This is a genomic window from Pararhizobium sp. A13, from assembly GCF_040126305.1.
Lineage (GTDB): Bacteria > Pseudomonadota > Alphaproteobacteria > Rhizobiales > Rhizobiaceae > Pararhizobium.
In genome coordinates, this window is the sequence record NZ_CP149510.1 from 3,109,104 (window position 1) to 3,128,672 (window position 19,569).

At 60.9% G+C, this 19,569-nt stretch carries 16 protein-coding genes; 9 read left to right on the plus strand and 7 right to left on the minus strand.

What is annotated here, in order from left to right:
• Window positions 1-183: 183 nt before the first annotated feature.
• The 5 genes from ytfR (at window position 184) to WI754_RS15385 (ending at window position 5,900) form a co-directional block, all read left to right on the plus strand.
• Window positions 184-1,707, plus strand: coding sequence for a galactofuranose ABC transporter, ATP-binding protein YtfR (ytfR, locus tag WI754_RS15365; RefSeq protein ID WP_349434334.1), 1,524 nt, complete (start codon window positions 184-186; stop codon window positions 1,705-1,707).
• Window positions 1,704-2,702: an ABC transporter permease gene (locus tag WI754_RS15370; RefSeq protein ID WP_349434335.1), complete on the plus strand. Its 999-nt coding sequence runs from the start codon at window positions 1,704-1,706 to the stop codon at window positions 2,700-2,702. The genes ytfR and WI754_RS15370 overlap by 4 nt, the downstream gene beginning before the upstream one ends.
• Complete coding sequence (gene yjfF / locus WI754_RS15375) at window positions 2,699-3,667, plus strand: galactofuranose ABC transporter, permease protein YjfF (protein ID WP_349434336.1); 969 nt, start codon at window positions 2,699-2,701, stop codon at window positions 3,665-3,667. Before WI754_RS15370 ends, yjfF begins: the two co-directional genes overlap by 4 nt.
• Before the next feature lie 12 nt (window positions 3,668-3,679).
• The gene (locus tag WI754_RS15380) at window positions 3,680-4,444 is read left to right on the plus strand and encodes a FadR/GntR family transcriptional regulator (RefSeq protein ID WP_349434337.1); all 765 of its coding nucleotides are present in this window, start codon (window positions 3,680-3,682) and stop codon (window positions 4,442-4,444) included.
• A gap of 181 nt (window positions 4,445-4,625) precedes the next feature.
• Window positions 4,626-5,900, plus strand: a complete 1,275-nt coding sequence (locus WI754_RS15385) for a hemolysin family protein (RefSeq protein ID WP_349434338.1) — start codon at window positions 4,626-4,628, stop codon at window positions 5,898-5,900.
• 156 nt (window positions 5,901-6,056) lie between these two features.
• On the opposite strand, the gene WI754_RS15390 is transcribed toward WI754_RS15385, so the two are convergent.
• The 6 genes from WI754_RS15390 to WI754_RS15415 form a co-directional block, all read right to left on the minus strand.
• Window positions 6,057-6,203 carry a hypothetical protein gene (locus WI754_RS15390; RefSeq protein WP_349434340.1) on the minus strand — a complete coding sequence of 49 codons (147 nt, stop codon included), beginning with the start codon at window positions 6,201-6,203 and terminating at the stop codon, window positions 6,057-6,059.
• 92 nt (window positions 6,204-6,295) lie between these two features.
• On the minus strand, window positions 6,296-7,519 hold the full coding sequence (gene glp / locus WI754_RS15395) for a gephyrin-like molybdotransferase Glp (protein ID WP_349434341.1): 1,224 nt from the start codon (window positions 7,517-7,519) through the stop codon (window positions 6,296-6,298).
• Window positions 7,519-8,007, minus strand: coding sequence for a cyclic pyranopterin monophosphate synthase MoaC (gene moaC / locus WI754_RS15400; protein ID WP_349434343.1), 489 nt, complete (start codon window positions 8,005-8,007; stop codon window positions 7,519-7,521). The genes glp and moaC overlap by 1 nt, the downstream gene beginning before the upstream one ends.
• A complete protein-coding gene (gene trpC, locus WI754_RS15405; protein WP_349434345.1) occupies window positions 8,007-8,822 on the minus strand; it encodes an indole-3-glycerol phosphate synthase TrpC in 816 nt (271 codons plus the stop codon). The genes moaC and trpC overlap by 1 nt, the downstream gene beginning before the upstream one ends.
• Before the next feature lie 11 nt (window positions 8,823-8,833).
• Window positions 8,834-9,847, minus strand: coding sequence for an anthranilate phosphoribosyltransferase (gene trpD, locus WI754_RS15410; RefSeq protein WP_349434346.1), 1,014 nt, complete (start codon window positions 9,845-9,847; stop codon window positions 8,834-8,836).
• Window positions 9,848-9,865: 18 nt separating this feature from the next.
• Window positions 9,866-11,761 (minus strand): SurA N-terminal domain-containing protein, encoded by a 1,896-nt coding sequence (locus tag WI754_RS15415; protein WP_349434347.1) that lies wholly within the window; start codon window positions 11,759-11,761, stop codon window positions 9,866-9,868.
• 368 nt (window positions 11,762-12,129) lie between these two features.
• Between WI754_RS15415 and WI754_RS15420 the strand changes: the two genes are divergently transcribed.
• The gene (locus WI754_RS15420; RefSeq protein WP_349434348.1) at window positions 12,130-13,776 is read left to right on the plus strand and encodes a Na/Pi cotransporter family protein; all 1,647 of its coding nucleotides are present in this window, start codon (window positions 12,130-12,132) and stop codon (window positions 13,774-13,776) included.
• A gap of 3 nt (window positions 13,777-13,779) precedes the next feature.
• Here the strand turns inward: WI754_RS15420 and WI754_RS15425 are convergent, their stop codons facing one another.
• The gene (locus WI754_RS15425) at window positions 13,780-15,528 is read right to left on the minus strand and encodes a hypothetical protein (protein ID WP_349434349.1); all 1,749 of its coding nucleotides are present in this window, start codon (window positions 15,526-15,528) and stop codon (window positions 13,780-13,782) included.
• 190 nt (window positions 15,529-15,718) lie between these two features.
• Between WI754_RS15425 and glmU the strand changes: the two genes are divergently transcribed.
• The 3 genes from glmU (at window position 15,719) to WI754_RS15440 (ending at window position 19,567) form a co-directional block, all read left to right on the plus strand.
• Window positions 15,719-17,074: a bifunctional UDP-N-acetylglucosamine diphosphorylase/glucosamine-1-phosphate N-acetyltransferase GlmU gene (gene glmU, locus WI754_RS15430; RefSeq protein ID WP_349434351.1), complete on the plus strand. Its 1,356-nt coding sequence runs from the start codon at window positions 15,719-15,721 to the stop codon at window positions 17,072-17,074.
• 163 nt (window positions 17,075-17,237) lie between these two features.
• Complete coding sequence (glmS, locus tag WI754_RS15435) at window positions 17,238-19,064, plus strand: glutamine--fructose-6-phosphate transaminase (isomerizing) (RefSeq protein WP_349434353.1); 1,827 nt, start codon at window positions 17,238-17,240, stop codon at window positions 19,062-19,064.
• On the plus strand, window positions 19,061-19,567 hold the full coding sequence (locus tag WI754_RS15440) for an N-acetyltransferase (protein WP_349434354.1): 507 nt from the start codon (window positions 19,061-19,063) through the stop codon (window positions 19,565-19,567). The genes glmS and WI754_RS15440 overlap by 4 nt, the downstream gene beginning before the upstream one ends.
• Window positions 19,568-19,569 lie beyond the last annotated feature (2 nt).

Consider the following 19,569-nt stretch of genomic DNA (forward strand, 5'->3'; position numbering starts at 1 on the left):
TGCTTCCTGTCTCACCGACAGGAAGCATTGGCCGAAAAGCGGTGCTGGTCAAATCGTCGTCAATGCCGTCAAATCTCGGCAGATGGGCGCTTGGCATTGGATGTCCACGACACTGGGCGGTGGCGCCATTTGCTGCAATCCGTAAGTTACGGGTAACCTACGTTTTTTAGGACGCTGGTTTTTATGCATAACAATAGCAACGATATTCTCACCGCCGTCGGGATCGTGAAAACCTTTCCGGGTGCCGTCGCGCTCGACAAAGTCGATTTCTCGCTCCGTCGCGGTGAAGTACACGCGCTTCTCGGCGAGAACGGCGCAGGCAAATCCACACTGATCAAATGCATGACCGGCGCCTACCGCCGCGATGCCGGGACGTTGACACTCGACGGCACAGAGATCGATCCGCACGACACGCTCGACGCACAGAAGCTCGGCATTGGCACCGTCTACCAGGAAGTCAATCTGCTCGGAAATCTGAGCGTCGCCGAAAATCTCTTTCTCGGTCGCCAACCGCGCCGCTTCGGTCTCGTCAACACGGGCGAAATGAAGAATCGCGCCAAGGCGCTGCTTGCACAGTATGGCATAGACATCAACGTCTCCGCAGCGCTTGAAAGCTATTCGGTCGCGATCCAGCAGGTCGTGGCGATCGCACGGGCTGTCGATCTTTCTGGCAAGGTGTTGATCCTCGACGAGCCGACCGCCAGTCTCGACGCGCAGGAGGTGGAGTTGCTCTTTCGCATCGTCCGCGGCCTGAAGGCGAGGGGCCTCGGCATCGTCTTCATCACCCATTTCCTCGAACAGGTTTACGATCTCTCGGACCGCATAACCGTGTTGCGCAATGGCCAGCTGGTCGGCACACGCGAGACCGCGTCTTTGCCGCGTCGGGAGCTTGTGACGATGATGCTGGGCCATGAGCTTCAGTCCGCGGAAAAGGCGGTAGCGGCAGCCGAAACATCGAGCGGGCCGGTTCAGTTTCGTTTTTCCAGCTATGGCAAGGCAGGCACAATCAAGCCTTTCAATCTCGAGGTTCGCAAAGGCGAGGTCGTTGGTATTGCCGGTCTGCTCGGCTCGGGGCGCACCGAAACCGCGGAGTTGCTGTTCGGCGTTCACAAAGCCGACTGTGGTACGGCGGAAATCGGCGGCAAGCCGGTCAATCTCACGTCGCCGCGGGCCGCGATCGCCCAGCGTTTTGGCTTCTGCCCCGAGGATCGCAAAGTAGATGGCATTATCGGCGAACTATCCGTGCGCGAAAACATCGCCCTGGCTTTGCAGGCGCGGCGCGGCTGGGCGCGTCCACTGTCTGCAGCTGAACAGAACGCCCTTGCAGACCGCTACATCAAGGCGCTCGATATCCGCACCAGCGACCGCGAGAAGCCGATCAGGCTTCTGTCCGGCGGCAACCAGCAGAAGGCCATCCTGGCGCGCTGGCTGGCGACGAACCCGGAATTTCTCATTCTCGACGAACCGACGCGCGGCATCGATGTCGGCGCCCATGCCGAGATCATTCGGCTGATTGGCGAACTCTGCGGCCAAGGCATGTCGCTGATCGTCATTTCGTCGGAGCTCGAGGAGCTCGTGGCTTACAGCTCGCGCGTCATCGTGCTCAGGGACCGCGCCCATGTGGCGGAACTGACCGGCAGCGAGATCACCACGGAACATATCGTCAATGCCATCGCCGCCGCGCCCGGCGCGGGAGAACATATATGATTGAAAGTGCAACACGTCTCAGCCAGCGGCTGCTCCCTCAACTCATAGCGTTGACGGTTATCCTTGTGCTGATCTGGCTCGTCTTTCCGGGTTTCTTTTCGATGGAGATCCAGAACGGCCGGCTCTACGGCAGCCTGATCGACATTCTCAATCGCGGCGCGCCCGTCGCCCTTCTTGCGGTCGGCATGACGGTTGTCATCGCCACCAAGGGTATCGACCTGTCGGTCGGCGCCGTCATGGCCATCTGCGGCGCCGTTGCCGCCGCCTCCAGCGTGCGGGGGGATCCGCTGATCGTCACGCTGTTGCTGGCGATTGGCACAGGCCTCATTTGCGGCGTCTGGAATGGCTTTCTTGTGTCCATCCTCAATATCCAGCCCATCATCGCCACGCTGGTCCTGATGGTCGCAGGACGCGGCATCGCGCAACTGGTGACCGAGGGCGCAATCCTGACCTTCAATGATCCCGGTCTGATCTTCATCGGGAGCGGCGCTTTCGCGGGCCTGCCAATGCCTGTTGTCATATGGCTGGTATTCGGCATCGCGGTTGCGCTTCTGGTGCGGCGAACAGCGCTCGGCATGCTGATCGAGGCCGTTGGGATCAACCGCCGCGCCAGCACGCTTTCGGGCATTCAGACGCCGCTGCTGCTGATGGCGGCCTATATGCTTTCCGGCCTTTGCGCAGCCATCGCCGGCCTGATCGTCACCGCCGACATCAAGGGCGCGGACGCCAACAATGCCGGCTTGTGGCTGGAACTGGATGCCATCCTTGCGGTCGTCGTCGGGGGCACCTCGCTGCTCGGCGGCCGTTTCAGCATCATCGCTTCCCTGGCAGGCGCGATGATCATTCAGGCTGTGAACACCGGTATCCTTCTGTCCGGCTTCCCGCCGGAATTCAACCTGATCATCAAGGCCGCCATCATCGTCATCATCCTCGTCATCCAGTCGCCGCGCGTGCAGGCCGGAGTGACCTTTCTCAGCCGAAAATCCATCCGATGAACCAGAAATACCTTCCGCTGATTGCGACCATCATCATCTTCATCGTTTCCTATGCCGCCTGCGCGGTGCAGTATCCGAACATCCTGTCCACGCGCGTGATCGGCAATCTTCTGACCGACAACGCCTTTCTTGGCATCGCCGCCGTCGGCATGACCTTCGTTATCCTGTCTGGCGGCATCGACCTGTCGATCGGCTCGGTCATTGCCTTCACCGGCATTTTCCTCGCCGTCATGCTGGAGAGCACCAGCATCCACCCACTCGCAGCCTTCGTTCTGGTCCTTGTCATCACCACGATGTTTGGCGCGATCATGGGCGCGATCATCCACTATCTGGAAATGCCGGCCTTCATCGTCACGCTCGCCGGCATGTTTCTGGCGCGCGGCATGGCCTTCGTGCTGTCGATCGATTCCATCCCGATCAAGCATCCGTTCTACGGCACGATGAAGAGCTTCTACTACAAACTGCCGGGCGGCGGCCGGATTACGTTGATCGGCGGATTGATGCTTCTGGTCTTTGCGATCGGCATACTGCTTGCCCAGCGGACGCGCTTCGGCACCAACGTTTACGCGCTCGGCGGTGGCGCGCAAACCTCGGCGCTGATGGGCGTTCCGGTCGGGCGCACGACGATTCTGATCTATGGCCTGTCCGGCTTTCTCGCCGGGCTTTCGGGAATCGTTTATTCCCTATACACATCAGCAGGTTATTCGCTCGCAACCGTTGGTGTCGAGTTGGACGCGATTGCTGCGGTGGTAATCGGTGGAACGCTTCTGACAGGGGGCGCCGGGTTTGTTGGAGGAACACTCGTCGGCGTTTTGATCCAGGGACTGATCCAGACCTACATCACCTTCGATGGCTCGCTGTCGAGTTGGTGGACGAAAATTCTGATCGGTGCTTTGCTGTTTGCATTCATTCTGATGCAAAAGGGGATACTGTTATTGTCGCGCCAGAACAAAAGGTATTCCTGAGGAGGGAGACACTTGCGTAAGGGGCTGCTCGAAACCGTCATTACCGGTGCCAACACGCGCACAAGCCACGCGCAGGTGGTGGACGAACTGGGCAAAGCCATTGTCTCGGGAGAGTTTCCCGTTGGCTCCATCCTGCCGGGAGATCCGGAGCTCGCGATGCGGTTCAAGGTTTCCCGCACTGTTTTGCGCGAAGCGATGAAGACCTTGGCAGCAAAGGGCCTGATTGTCCCGCGCGCCCGAATCGGCACACGGGTCACCGCCAAGAACCAGTGGAACCTGTTCGACAGCGATGTGCTGACCTGGCATTTCCACGGCGGCGTCGACGAAGATTTCCTCTATCACCTCAGCGAAATCCGGTTGGCGTTCGAGCCGCATGCGGCAGCCCTTGCGGCGGTCAACGCAACGGAAGCGGAGATCAGCGGCATGATGCGGCTGGCTGTGGCCATGGGTGACCCCGAGCACACGGCCGAGACGCTGGCGATGGCCGATCTGCGCTTTCATCTCGCCGTGGTCGAGGCTTCCGGCAACCCGTTCATGCGCACCGTCGGTAGTCTGATCGAGGCCGCACTCGTCGGCATCTTCAAGTTGAGTTCGCCCGCATCTGGCCGGGATCAGATCGATGATGTTGCGCGCACTCATATCCGCATCGTCGAGCAGATAAGCCGGCGCGACGAGGCCGGCGCCCGCGCCGCCATGGAGAATGTCATCCGCGTCGGGCGGGACCGCGTTCGCGTGGCACTACGGGAACTTGCTGAAGCGAAACCTCTCAGCCGATAAGACTGGCGTCCGGCGGCAAAACCCAGAGGTGTTCGTTCCGGCATTTGGAGCCCTTCGGCAAAAGAACGGCAATTCCACCGTTGCCGCCTTGCTGCCATTGCATCTTCCGCCTATTTGATAGGGCTACAGCTTGCGGCCGCATATCCGGCGCGCAGATCTCCATCAACGGTGTCCGAGGGTTATGTTCGAACTGATTGTCATTTTCGTGCTCTTATTGATCAATGCGTTTTTCGCGCTTTCGGAAATGGCAATTGTATCTGCAAGCCGGCCTCTGCTGCGGCAGATGGCAAAACAGGGCAACAGCCGCGCCGAACTGGCGCTGCGGCTTGCCGAAGATCCCGGCAAATTCCTCTCGACCGTCCAGGTCGGCATCACGCTGGTCGGCACGCTGGCCGGTACCTATGGCGGTGCCACCATCGCCGAAAAAATTGCGCCGGCGCTCAACGCCGTCAGCTGGATCAATCCCTATGGCAGCACGGTCGCGGTCGCAGTCGTCGTGACGCTCATCACCTACATGTCGGTGGTGATCGGGGAACTTATCCCGAAGCAACTGGCCCTGAGGAACTCGGAAGGCGTGGCGATGTTCGTCGCCGGACCGATGTTGTTCCTCTCTCGCCTGGCGGCACCCGTCGTCTATCTGTTCGAGACCTCGGCAGCGCTTTTCATAAGGATGTTCGGCGTATCGATCGACAGCGATCACGTGACGGAAGAAGAGGTGCAGGCGATAATGGCCGAGGGCGTCGAAAGCGGTGCGATCGAGAAATCGGAACATGAGATGCTTAGGCGGATCATTCGGCTCGGCGACCGCAACGTCAAATCGATCATGACGCATCGCACCGAAGTGAGCTTTATCGAAGTCACCGATTCTCTCGAAACGATCCGCGCCAAGATCGAACAATCCTCGCATTCTCGCTATCCGGTCATCGACGCCAATGATGAAGTGTTGGGCGCGGTCCTCGTCAAGGAGGTGCTGAACGCGCCGGGCAGGGGCTTCAATATTCGCAACTTCATCAAGGATATTCACACCTTGCCGGAAACGGCCTCCTGCTTGAAAGCGCTCGAGGCCTTCAAGTCGTCGCATATCAACATGGCGATGATCGTCGACGAATATGGCAGTATCGAAGGGATCATCACCACGGCTGATATTCTTGAGGCGATCGTCGGCGTGCTGCCGTCCAACTACGACGACATCGAGCATGCGTTGATTCGGCTTCGCGACGACGGTTCCTATCTGGTTGATGGACGCACTCCGATCGATGAAATCCATCTGACGATTGGCATCGATGAAATCGATTCGGACGGAAACTACGAAACGATCTCCGGTTTCCTCGTACAGCAGTTGCGCAAGAACCCGGAAGAGGGCGATGTCACGGAAGCCTTCGGATACCGTTTCGAGGTCATCGACATGGACGGGCGCCGCATCGACAAGATCCTGGTCTCGCGCGCCGCGCATTGAAGTGTCCTTGAAAAGCAAAAAGGCCGGGACTAACCCGACCTTTCCTCAATTCGCTTGCGTATGACCTGCTAGTCCATCCGTAGTCAGATCAACTGGACGAATTATTCGACTGCTTTGGTTAATAAAAGATTGCCGTGTCGATCTCGTGACGGATTTTTAGTTTTCCTGGATCGAAACGCCACCTTTGCCGATCTTCAATTCGATGCCGGCCGGCTGGGTTTCCTTATCATAAACATAAATCCCGAGGACCACGGCGAGGACGGCGAGACCCCCGATGATCATGTAGAGCGCATTGCGACTCACGGCGGTTCCTTCCCTGCGCGACCGTCATTTACTTGACAGTAGATAGGCGCACGCGGGCGTTCGGGAAGGGCGGAAAGTCGAGGAAGAAGCCGTTAGCGAGCCGGTTGCCGCAGGATCATGACATCGCAGATGGTGCCGGCTTCCGCTTCCGGCGCAAAAGGCGCCCGGATGATCAGGCAATCGGACTGGGCAAAGACCTGCATCATCGAGGAATCCTGACGCGAGAACGTCTCTGCCTGAAGTGTTCCGTCGCTGTCGCGCGACAGCCGCGCGCGAACATAGTCCTGGCGCTTGTCGTTGGCGGCAAGCGCGGTCACGGTCCTTGCCTTGCCGCCGCGGTCGCGCGCGGGCAGGGAGCCGAGATGGCGCAGCAGCGGTTCGAGGAACAAAAGGGCACAGACAAGACTCGACACCGGGTTTCCGGGCAGCCCGAGCACGGTCATGCCATCGAGGGTTCCGACCATCAGTGGCTTACCGGGGCGCATGGCGATCTGCCAGAAATCGAGCGTCATACCGCTTGCGACCAGCGTCGATTGGACGAGATCGTGATCTCCGACCGAAGCCCCCCCCAAAGTCACCAGCACATCGGCGCGCTTGGCGCGTGCTTCGGCGACGGCCGCCGCGATGGCGGCCCTGTCGTCGCGAACAATCCCGAGATCGATGACCTCGGCACCGTTGTCGCGCGCGATCGCTGCTACGCCGTATGTGTTCGACGCAATGATCTTGTCGGGGCCTGGAATGCTTCCGGGCGGCAGGAGTTCGTCGCCGGTTGCAAGGATCGCCACCTTTGGGCGAGCGAAAACCGGAAGCTCCGGATGGTTCATGCCCGCGGCGACGGTCAGCCGCCCCGCATCCAGCAGTTCGCCCTTCCGCAGCACGACGTCATCGGCACGAAAATCCTGACCCTTCGGGCGGATATGGCGGCCCTTTGCGGGAGCGAAGATGGTGCGGATGCGCTTGTCCGCGGTAATTTCAGCATCTTCCTGGATCAGCACAGTATCGGCGCCGGACGGAACGGGAGCGCCGGTGAAGATACGCACGACCTCGCCGGGGCCGATATGGCCTGTAAAGCCACGCCCGGCCGCCGATTGGCCGATGACGGTCAGCTCAGCGCCAATGGTTGCGAAGTCCTCTTGACGCCCGGCATAACCATCCATGGCAGAATTGTCGAAGGCCGGATGCGTCAGCCGTGCGGCGACATCCTCGGCCAGCACGCGCCCCGCGGCAGCGTGCAGCCCGATCATTTCAGAACGCCGTATCGGCGCTGCTCCACGGAGCAACCTGCCCAGGGCATCCGAAACAGGCAGCAAAGCCATCAGCCCTCCTTGCGGACAAAATCGCCCGAGCGCCCGCCGGACTTGCGAACAAGCCGGATGCCACCGATCTCCATCTCGCGATCGGCTGCCTTGGCCATGTCGTAGATCGTCAGACAGGCGACGCTTGCGGCAGTCAGCGCTTCCATTTCGACCCCGGTGCGGCCAGTGAGCTTGGCCATCGCCTCGATCCGCAGGCCGGGCAGGGCCTCGTCCGGCGTAATCTCCACAGAGACCTTGGAGAGCATGAGCGGATGGCAAAGCGGAATGAGATTGGCCGTCTGCTTGGCCGCCATGATGCCGGCAAGACGTGCGGTGGCGATCACGTCGCCCTTTTTGGCGTTACCCTTGAGAATGAGGTCGAGCGTTTCCGGCCGCATCCGGACATGCCCCTCGGCAACGGCGATGCGAACGGTCTCCTCCTTGTCGCCGACATCAACCATATCGGCCTCGCCGCCAGCACCGATATGGGTAAGGGAGGGCTTGGACATCACTCGGCGGCCAGGATGCCGGCGGAACCGGTGAGAAGCGCTCGCGTCGCCGTGGTCACATCGTCCTTGCGCATCAGGCTCTCGCCGACGAGGAAGGTGGAAATGCCGCTTTTTGCCAACCGGACGCAGTCCTCATGCGTGAAGATGCCGCTTTCGCCGACCAGCAGCCGATCGGCGGGAACCAGCGGCGCCAACTTCTCGGACAAGGCGATATCGACCTCGAAAGTCTTAAGGTTGCGATTGTTGATACCGACGAGCGGCGAGGCGAGCTTTAGCGCGCGCTCGAGTTCTTCCTCGTCATGGACCTCGACAAGCACGTCCATGCCCAGCGAAAACGCCTCGTCCTCCAGCCTTTGTGCATCGTTGTCGTTGAGCGATGCCATGATGAGCAGGATGCAGTCGGCACCCCACGCGCGGGCTTCATGAACCTGAAAGGTGTCGAACATGAAGTCCTTGCGCAGCGCTGGAAGCGAACAGGCGTTTCGCGCAGCCGTCAGGAACGCCGGCGCGCCTTGGAAGCTCGGACCGTCGGTCAGCACCGAAAGGCAGGCAGCGCCGCCAGCTTCATAGGCCTTCGCAAGAGCCGGCGGGTCGAAATCAGCACGAATGAGGCCCTTGGAGGGGCTTGCCTTCTTGATCTCGGCGATGAGTCCGAAGCCGCCTTGGGCTCGCTTCGCATCGAGAGCCTTGAAGAAACTGCGCGGCGCTTCCTGATCCGCGGCCAACGCCTTCAGGTCGGCAAGGCTAACGCTGGCCTTGGCTGCGGCGATTTCTTCGCGCTTGTAGATCTCGATCTTCTGCAGGATGTCGGCCATCGAGTTTCTCCTTACGCCGCGTTCGAGACGCGGATAAGCCGTTCCAGCGTTGCATTCGCAGCGCCGCTTGTCAGCGACTGACGGGCGAGATCCATGCCTTCGCTCAGGCTGGTCGCGCGTCCGGCAATCACCAGCGATGCGGCCGCATTGGCAAGCGAGATGTCACGGTAAGGCGTTGCATCGCCTTCGAGGACGCCCTTGAGCGCCACGGCATTATGTGCGCCGTCGCCGCCCTTGAGATCGGCAAGCAAAACCGTCTCGAGCCCGAAATCATCGGGCGTCAATTCGAAGGTGCGGATAGCGCCGTTCTCCAGCGCCGCGACCTGCGTCACGCCGGTTGTGGTGATTTCGTCCAGGCCCTCGCCATGCACGACCCAGACGCTTTTCGAACCGAGATCGCGCAGCACTTCGGCGACCGGAACAAGCCATTGCGGCGCAAAGACGCCGACAAGCTGCCGCGTAACGCCGGCCGGGTTCGACAGAGGCCCAAGCAGATTGAAGATCGTCCGCGTGCCGAGTTCGACGCGAGTCGGGCCGACATGGCGCATGGCCGAATGATGCTGTTGGGCGAACATGAAGCCGAGACCGGCTTCCGAGATGCAGCGCGAAATAGCCTCGGGGCCGATATCGAGCTTGACGCCGAGGCAGGACAGCGCGTCCGCCGTGCCGGACTTGGAACTCAGAGCGCGGTTGCCGTGCTTCGCCACTGGCACACCTGCGCCGGCAACGATCAGGGCCGCCAGCGTCGAGATATTGTAGGTCCCGGCACCGTCACCGCCGGTTCCAACGATATCGATCGCGTCTGCCGGTGCCTCTACGGTCAACATGCGTGCCCGCATGGCGCCAACCGCGCCGACGATCTCGTCCACCGTCTCGCCGCGCACGCGCAGCGCCATCAGGAAGCCGCCGATCTGCGAAGGCGTTGCTTCGCCCGACATGATGATCTCGAACGCGGCGCGCGCATCCTCGCGGTTCAGCGCCTCTCCCGCTGCGGCCTTGGCGACAAAAGGCTTCAAATCCGGCATGCAGGTATGTCCTTTGCTTTACCGCTGCTGCGACAGGGCGAGGTCTGCGAGCTGCTGATTGATCGTCACACCGTAGCCCTTCTGAAGCTCGCTGACCATCTGATCGAGAATATCGTCGCCGCTGGCCTGGGCGATGGCATTGATCTGCCGGTCGTCATTGTCGAGCGCGTCGCCGGGATTGCTGTCGTCCACTTCCGTGACCTTCAGCAGGATCTGACCCTCGCCACCGACGCCGGGAGCGTTGGCAGCCAGACCGTTTGCGCCACCGAAGGCGGCAGTGACTGCTGCCGGGCTGAGAGCCGCGTCTTCCGTGGAACGACGCAGTCCCGATTTGGTTTCGACGGCAATACCGAGCTCGGCGGCAATCGCTGCCAGCGTCTCGCCCTTCTCGACCCGGCCTTTCAGCTCGGCAGCCTTTGCCGCAAGCGCGTTGCGCTGCTGTTCCGCCGTCCAGTCGGCGACGACCTTTTCGCGAGCTTCATCGAGCGTCCGGTCGCGCGCCGGCGTGACCTCTTGGACGTCGAACCAGACATAACCGTCGCGGCCGAGATTGACCGGCAGGGTTTCCGCGCCGACCTCGGCCTTGAAGGCCTCTTCGAGCAAGGACTTCGCCTCGGGAATGCCGGCGATTTCCTCGCCTTCGGCATCGTTGCCGCGCGCGTCGACGGCGTTGAGGACGACCAGCTTGAGATTGGTCTGGTCGGCCGCTTCTTTCATCGACGCGCCGGAAACGCGAGCATCCTCGAACTTGTCATGGATCGCCATGATCTCGTTGCCGGCATTGGCAAGCGCCAACTCGTTGCGCAGCTCCTCCTTGACTTCGTCGAAGCTGCGAACGGTTTCCGGCTTGATGTTGGTGACGCGCAGGATAACCGGGCCGAAGGCGCCTTCGACGACGGGCGTGGTCTGGCCATCGGCCGTGACGGCGAACGCGGCATCGGCAAGCTTGGCGTCGGGCATGCGGTCGCGGCTAAAGTCGCCGAGCAGGACATCGCTGGCCGTCTTGCCAGCGGCCGTGACGAGTTCGTCAAAGCTTGTACCCAAAGCAAGCTTGCCTGCCGCAGCGTCAGCTTCCGTCCGTGACGGGAAGGAGAGCTGCTCGACGGTGCGCGTCGCCGGCGTCCGGAAGCTGTCCTTGCGCTTGTCGTATTCGGCGCGGATTTCCTCTTCGATCACAGAAGCAGGATCGGCGATGTCGGAGGGTTCCAGCTTCACATAGCTGATCTTGCGGAATTCCGGGGCGCGGTATTCTGCCTTGTGGCTTTCGTACCAGGGCTTCAACACGTCATCGGACGGGGCCTTGACCGGATCGATGTTGGCATTCGACAGCAGCAGGTAGTCGATCGTGCGTGTCTGGTTGCGGTATTGGCGCAGCGCGTCGCCCAGCACCTTCGGCGGGGTGTAGCCGTCCGACAGCGCTTCGACGATCTGCGAGCGGACGGCAACCTGGCTGCGATTGTTGATGTAGTCCTGTTCGCGCAGTCCGGCGTTACGCAGGACGCTCGAGAACGTCAGGCGGTCGAACTGGCCGTTGACGCCGCGAAATGCCGGGTCTTCGCTGATCAGCGTTGCCAGCCGGTCCTGTGACAAGCCGAGGTTCATATCATTGGAGAGCTGGTCGAGGGTCGCGCCCGCCACGAGCTGGGAATAGACCTGCGCTTCGACGCCGAAGGCCTTGGCCTGCTCGCGGCTCAGGCGGGTGCCGAACTGGCGGGAAAGCTGGGCGACCTGACGTTCGTAGGCGAGACGGAAATCGCTCGGCGACACTTTGACGTCGCCGACCGTCACCACCGCGTCGGAAGAGCCCGTAACGAGCGAAGTGGATACACCCCAGACACCGAAAGACACAACAAGAAGGGCCATAAGCCCTTTGACGACCCAGGTCTGGGCGCCTCTTCTCAGGAATTCAAGCATGGGACTGCATACCTCGTCGCAATTCAGGCCGCCGGACGGCAACCGGTTCCGTTCCTTAGAGCAATCCGATGCGGAATTGAAGGGTCGAAACACGCAAAAAATCGGGGAAACCGGGCGCCGGGCTGAGCGAATTGGAAGGAAGCCGGGGGGCTGCTCTGCGACGTCGCATCCATCGTCTCCCAGCCGATAGGCCGTCTGCCGTTGCGAGGCCTTTTCATGTCGGAATCATTAGCCGGCAATTGAAAAATATCTGTCACAATCCGCCATTGAACGCGTGATCACCTGCCTGAAACTGCTAATGTTCATCCACCAGTGTATGTCGACTCGCCTTGTCGCGACGCAGCTTGGTAGGAAGCCGGAGTGCCCGTATGGAATCTACCATTGTCATGATCAATCTGTTCGGTGCGGTGGCGCTGCTGCTCTTTGGCCTGTCCCAGGTCAAGGAGGGAGCGACACGCGCCTTCGGCATCAGACTGAGGACGGGGCTGGCGCAGGGCACAAACGGGCAGGCGCGTTCGTTTTTCGCAGGTTTCGCCGCGACGATTGTGCTGCAGAGCTCGACCGCGACAGCGCTGATGATTGCCTCTTTCGTGGAAAAAGGTCTGGTGCGGGCACGGATGGCACAAATCGTTCTGCTCGGCGCCAATGTCGGAACGGCGGTAACGGCCTGGATCGTCGCAACCGGCGTCGACTGGCTGTCCCCCTTGCTTATTCTGGCGGGCCTCATGCTTTACCGGGCCGGGCGGTCTAGCGCCAAGCAGGGAGCCGGCACGGCCCTTGTCGGTATCGGCCTGATGCTCCTGTCCCTGCATCTGCTTGGGTTGGCGACGGAGCCGATGCGGCAATCGCCGGCTCTCGCGGCGTTCCTTACCCTGCTCGACAGCGCCTGGCCGGTGGCTCTCATTTTCGCCGCTGTTCTCGCTTTCGTCTCGTCCTCCAGCCTCGCTGTGGTCGTCCTTATCCTCTCGCTCTCGGCTGCGGGCATTCTGTCGTCGGGTTTGACGATCGCGCTTGTGCTTGGCGCCAATCTCGGCGGCGCGATCCCACCCTTCGTCGCGACCCTGTCCGCCTCGGCATCGGCCCGTCGTGTGACGGGCGGCAATCTCGCCGTTCGCGCCATCGGCTGCCTCATAGCGTTGCCGCTGGCCGCGCCGGTGGCGGACTTCTTGCAGACGCTCTCTTTGTCTCCGGCAAAACTGCCGGTCGATATCCACCTGTTGTTCAACGTTGCGCTTGCCATTCTCGCCTGGCCATTCTCCTCGCTTTTGTCGGGCGTCATGCTTCGCCTCATTCCGGACGAGCCCAAAGCGGAGACGGGACCGCTCTACCTTGACGACGGCGCACTCACCACGCCGGTTATCGCGCTCTCCGGGGCGACCAGGGAGGTGTTGCGCGTCGGCGACCTGATCGAGACCATGTTGATCGCGACCATGAACGCCTTTGACCGCAATGACCTCGAAGAGCTCAGGGACGTTGGTAAGCTTGAGAAGCAGGTGGATATGCTGCAGCAGGAGGTCAAGCTCTACCTGTCCCGGCTTGGACGCGGCGGTTTGAATGATGAACACGGCCGACGGTCGATCGTGATCATCGACTATGCGATCAACCTTGAGCATATGGGCGATATCATCGAAAAAAGCCTGACCGAGCAGGTCAAGAAGAAGATCGACAACGGGCTGAAATTTTCAGATGAGGGCTATCAGGAGCTGGTGACGCTCTTCAATCTGACGATCGACAATCTGCGTATTGCCCAGACCATCTTCGTCACGCGGGATGCCGATCTCGCTCGCCATCTCATGGAGGTGAAGGTCGAAGTTCGCCACATGGAGAAACGGTCGTCGGAGCGTCATCTGGAGCGTCTGCGCGACGGCCGCGCGGATAGCCTGCAGACGAGTTCACTGCATCTCGATATCCTGCGCGACCTCAAGCGCATCAACGCGCATATCGTTTCCGTCGCCCATCCCATTCTCGACGAGGGCGGGCTTCTGATCGAGAGCCGGCTGCGGCTGCCGCGATAAAGGTCAAGGTCCAGCGGCGAGCCCGTTGCGCACGAAGGCGTCGAAACACGGTGTCAAAGTGATGCGGCGGTGACCAGCGGCAAGGGCCGGTTCGTAGAGTTTCAGCAGCTTCAGCCGCGCCATGGTCGGCGGGCAGGTCGGGTATAGGGCGAGATCGGCCGCGCTGACGGCTTCCCGCACGCGCTGATCCGGCGGCGGTACCGCGCGATAGGGGTCGGCGCCGATGGCGATGTATTTCGGGGCGTGGCGATCCATCAGCCAGGGAAAAGGATTGGTAAAATCGATCGTCATGATCGTCTCGAACCGGACCTTGTTGGCGGCCTCGTAGTCGCCGATCGCCGAAATGGCGCCATCGACCGTCTGAAGCCAGAGCGTCTGGAAATCCATGTCGCTGTGGAGCAGGAACGAGGGAAATTCGCCGGTGGAGGCCAGTGCTTCGTAGGTTGCACGATAGTCAACATAGTGCGTTCGCAGGCGTTCCGCCCGCAGGTTGAAGATGTCGCGAACACCGACGGCGCCCATGCCTTTCAGACTCCGATTTACAAGCGGCGCGGTGTTGACTGCGCCAATCCAGGCGCGCGCCGCTTTTTGGGCAACGGTGACCACCGGCGGCAGTGCGGCGCTGAAGGCGGCGACCGCGATCATTGCAAACGCGGCGGAGGAGCCTTTGCGCCGGTAGCTTTCCAGCAGAGTCGCGAGCAACAGCGGCCAGAGGAAAATGAAGGCCTGGCTGCCGGTATTTTGGCTTTCGAAGAGAAGGCCCGCGATGACGAAACTCGCCAGCCAGAAGAATGATTGGTCGGCGACAGCCCCGAGCGACGCAAACGCGGGCTTCGCTGCAAAATTCCGCATCTTCTCAAGGAACGTGGCAAACTCATTGAGCAGCAGAACGAAAGCAAGGATACAGCAGCTGAGGATCACCCCGAAATTGATCGACGCAGCCTGCAGCAGACGTGGCAACAGGCTGGCGTCGTTGATCAGGATCAGAGACAGGATGTCCGCGGCATAGGCGGAAACGATACCGGTGGCGAGTTCAAGAAGGCCGATCGTCGCGAAAAATACCGCTGCGGCCGCAAGTGCCGCGCGCAACGGGAAACGCCCGGCCAGAAATGCCATCAGGCAAAGGACAGTGCCCGCGGCGACGCCGGTCACCTTGGTGAAGAGGAGGGCGAGCATCGCAAGCGCGGTGACCGCTGCCAGTATTCGCCACCCGCGCACGAAGACCAAAGCCGCGGCAAGGACATAGAGCAGCTGACAAATCTGTCGATTATAGATCCCGAAGCCGTCCGAACCGGGGTAGGGATAGAATTCCCCCGTATTGAAGGGCAGCAGCGAAAAGAACAGGAAGGGGAGAAGCAAGGGGTAGCCGATGGCAGGCGATCGCTTCTGCACGTCCCAGACAACCAGAGCCATCAGCGGCGCAGTCACCGTCATCATCGACCAGCTGGACAAGAGAAGCGCATGGCCGTTGGGAAACAGGTAAAGCCATCCCGCAAAGAGATAGTAGCCGAGCCCGCCGACCGGGGCAAAGAAATCGACGGACGGAATCTGGCCGTCAAAGATGCGGTTTGCCGCGTCGAGATAGATATAGTGGTCCCAGTACATCGGGCCGATCGGCATGACCAGGGTTCCGATTACTGCCAGAGGCAGGCACGCAACGGCCAGTGCCAGGACGATCAGTGGCCGGCGGGCGATGATCGCGCCAAGTCTCGGTCGTCTGCCGGACGACACTGTGTCGGTGGAAGCCTGCATCGTCCGTATCATTCCCGGCTATTGGAGCTGTCAAACACGATCAGCTCCCGCTTATGACATGATCGCGTTTTATCCGGGTTAACGGTGGCCGCCGGCCCGGATTATGTTCCTTGCAATATCTTCCTGCTATGTAACGGGCAGAATCGTGCCGGCTGTGAAGCGGGAAGCCATGAAAGCGGGAGAATTTGGGATGACACGAACATGCCTGGCGGTGATTTTGGCAGCAGGCGAAAGCACCCGGATGAAATCGTCCATGTCCAAGGTGCTGCACCCGGTCGGCGGCCGGGCGATGATTGCGCATGTGGTCGAATCGCTTGTCAATGCAGGCATTTCGTCGGTCGCGCTGGTGGTTGGGCGGGACGCGGATTCGGTCACGTCGGCGGCGAAACGTGGCGACATCGAGATTTCGGCCTTCCTGCAAACCGAACGCCTTGGAACCGGGCACGCCGTTCTGGCGGCCAAGGAGGCGATCGCCAAGGGATATGACGACATTCTGGTCGTCTTCGGCGACACGCCGCTGATCACGGCCGCACCGCTGATGGCTGCCCGAAAGGCGCTGGCTGAGGGCAACGATGTCGTCGTCATCGGCTTCCAAACGGCCGACCCGACCGGATATGGCAGGTTGATCGTCGAAAACTGCGAGCTCCAGGCCATTCGTGAGCAGAAAGACGCGTCCGAAGAGGAAAAGCGCATCACTTATTGCAATGGCGGTCTGATGGCGATCAATGGCGAGAAGGCGTTGGACCTGCTCGGCAAGATCGGCAATGCCAACGTCAAGGGCGAATACTACCTCACCGACATCGTCGAGATCGTTCGCGCCGGCGGGGGCAAGGCCATTGCCGTGGAGGCGCCCGAAGCGGAACTGATGGGCTGCAACAACCGCGCCGAACTGGCATTGATCGAGGCGGTCTGGCAGAAGCGCCGCCGTCACGAATTGATGGTCTCAGGCGTTTCGATGATCGCTCCTGAAACTGTTTTCCTCGCCTTCGACACGCAGATCAGCCAGGACGTGATGATCGAACCGAACGTCGTCTTCGGCCCTGGCGTCACCGTCGAGAGCGGTGCCGTCATTCATGCTTTCTCCCATCTGGAAGGCGCCCATGTCAGCGCCGGCGCAACGGTTGGCCCCTATGCACGGCTACGTCCCGGCGCCAATCTTGGGCGCGATGCCAAGGTCGGCAATTTCTGCGAGGTGAAGAAGGCGGAGATCGGCGCCGGCGCCAAGGTCAACCACCTGACCTATATTGGCGACGCTTTCGTCGGCGAAAAGACCAACATCGGTGCGGGAACGATCACCTGCAACTATGATGGCGTCAACAAGCATATCACTCGTATTGGGGCGAACGCCTTTATCGGTTCGAATTCCTCTCTCGTTGCGCCGGTGTCGGTCGGCGACGGTGCGCTGGTTGCATCCGGCAGTGTGGTGACGGAGGATGTCCCGGCTGATGCGGTTGCTTTCGGACGCGCGCGTCAGGAGATCAAGCCGGGCCGGGCGAAAATCCTGCGCGAGCGGTATCAGGCCGAGAAGGCGGCCAGAAAGAAATGACAGGTCGCCGCGCCGCGGTTAAAACCTGAAATCGAAAGTGAGTTTCGCGCCGATTGCGCATTTCGCTAAATTCGATACCAAAGCGACATCTGAAAACGGACTTTGGCCGGCGCATATCTGGTAAGGCGCCCGTCTCACGAAAAAATTGCGGAGAAGAACAGATATGTGCGGCATCGTCGGTATCGTTGGAAATCAGCCTGTCTCCGAGCGCCTCGTCGATGCCCTGAAGCGGCTCGAATATCGCGGTTATGATTCCGCCGGGGTCGCGACGATCCATGACGGCGTTCTTGCCCGGCGCCGCGCCGAGGGCAAGCTGGTCAATCTCGAAACCAAGCTGCGTGCCGAACCGCTGGCCGGCAAGACCGGCATTGCGCACACGCGCTGGGCGACACACGGCGCGCCGACCGAAAATAACGCCCATCCGCATTTCACCGACGGCGTTGCTGTCGTCCACAACGGCATCATCGAGAATTTCTCGGAGTTGAAGGACGAGCTTGCCCATGGCGGCGCGACGTTCAGCACGCAGACCGACACCGAAGTCGTGGCGCAACTGCTCGCCAAGCTGATCCGCGACGGAATGAGCCAGAAGGATGCGATGCAGACCATGCTGCGCCGGGTCACCGGCGCCTATGCGCTTGCCGTCATCTTCCAGGATGCGCCGGACACGATCATGGCCGCCCGCAGCGGTCCACCGTTGGCTGTCGGTTTCGGCAAGGGGGAAATGTTCCTTGGCTCAGACGCGATTGCTCTCTCACCCTTCACCAATGAAATCACCTATCTTATCGACGGCGACTGGGCGGTCCTGACTGCCGATGGTGTCGAGATCCTCGACCATGACGGCAAGCAGGTCGCGCGCCCGCGTCAGGTCTCGGTTGCCGCGGCCTACATGGTCGACAAGGGCAACCACCGCCATTTCATGGAAAAGGAAATCTATGAGCAGCCGGAGGTGATTTCGCACGCGCTCGGCCAATACATCGACTTCATCGAGAACAAGGTGAACCCGATGACCTCGGCCATCGATTTCGCCAAGGTTCCAAGCCTTGCCATTTCCGCCTGCGGCACTGCCTATCTCGCCGGCCTTGTCGGCAAATACTGGTTCGAGCGCTACGCTCGCCTGCCGGTCGAAATCGATGTCGCCTCGGAGTTTCGCTACCGCGAAATTCCGCTGTCGCCGCAGTCCGCCGCTCTGTTCATCTCGCAGTCGGGCGAGACCGCCGACACGCTGGCGTCGTTGCGATACTGCAAGGAACATGGCCTGAAGATCGGCGCCGTCGTCAACGTCAAGGAATCGACGATTGCGCGGGAGTCCGATGCGGTCTTCCCGATCATGGCGGGTCCGGAAATCGGCGTTGCCTCGACCAAGGCCTTCACCTGCCAGCTCTCCGTGCTGGCGGCACTCGCCATCGGTGCTGGCCGGGCACGCGGAACCGTGTCGGAAGCCGAGGAAAAGGCTCTCGTCCGCAGCCTTGCCGAAATGCCGCGGATCATGGGCAAGGTCCTGAACAGCATTCAGCCGACGATGGAGAGCCTGTCGCGCGAGCTGTCGAAATGCAAGGACGTGCTCTATCTCGGCCGCGGCACAAGCTATCCGCTGGCCATGGAAGGCGCGCTGAAGCTCAAGGAAATCTCCTATATCCACGCCGAGGGCTACCCCGCCGGCGAATTGAAGCATGGCCCGATCGCCCTGATCGATGAAAACATGCCGGTCATCGTCATTGCGCCGCATGACCGGTTCTTCGAAAAGACAGTGTCGAACATGCAGGAGGTCGCGGCGCGCGGCGGCCGCATCATCTTCATCACCGACGAGAAAGGCGCTGCAGCCTCCAAGCTGGAGACGATGAGCACGATCATTCTCCCGAATGTCGATGAGATCATCGCTCCGATGATCTTCTCGCTGCCGATCCAGCTGCTCGCCTATCACACCGCCGTCTTCATGGGCACCGACGTCGATCAACCGCGCAACCTCGCCAAATCGGTCACCGTGGAATGATGCTGCGGCCCGAAAAACCGGGTGATGTAGGAGCGATCCATTCCCTGACGCGGGAAGCCTTCAAGGATCGTCCATACAGCGACGGCACGGAGCATTTTATCGTCGATCGCCTGCGCAACGCCGGCGTGCTCAGCCTTTCGCTCGTTGCCGAGGTTCAGGGGGAGGTGGTCGGCCATGTCGCCTTCTCGCCTGTAGAATTTTCGGACGGTTCGGCGGGATGGTTTGGGCTTGGTCCTGTGTCGGTTTTGCCGTCTCATCAGGGGCAGGGCATCGGCGGCGCCTTGATCCGCGGAGGGCTGGAATTGTTGAGGGAACGGGCCGCGGCGGGATGCGTCGTTGTGGGTAATCCCGAGCTTTATCGCAAGTTCGGATTTCAGAACGATCCCCGGATCACATTCGCTGATTGTGCGCCGCAATATTTTTTGACGCAGCCCTTGTCCTCGACTCCGGCCTCCGGCATGGTGACATATAATGCGGCATTTTACGGCGGCGTAGACGGATAGAC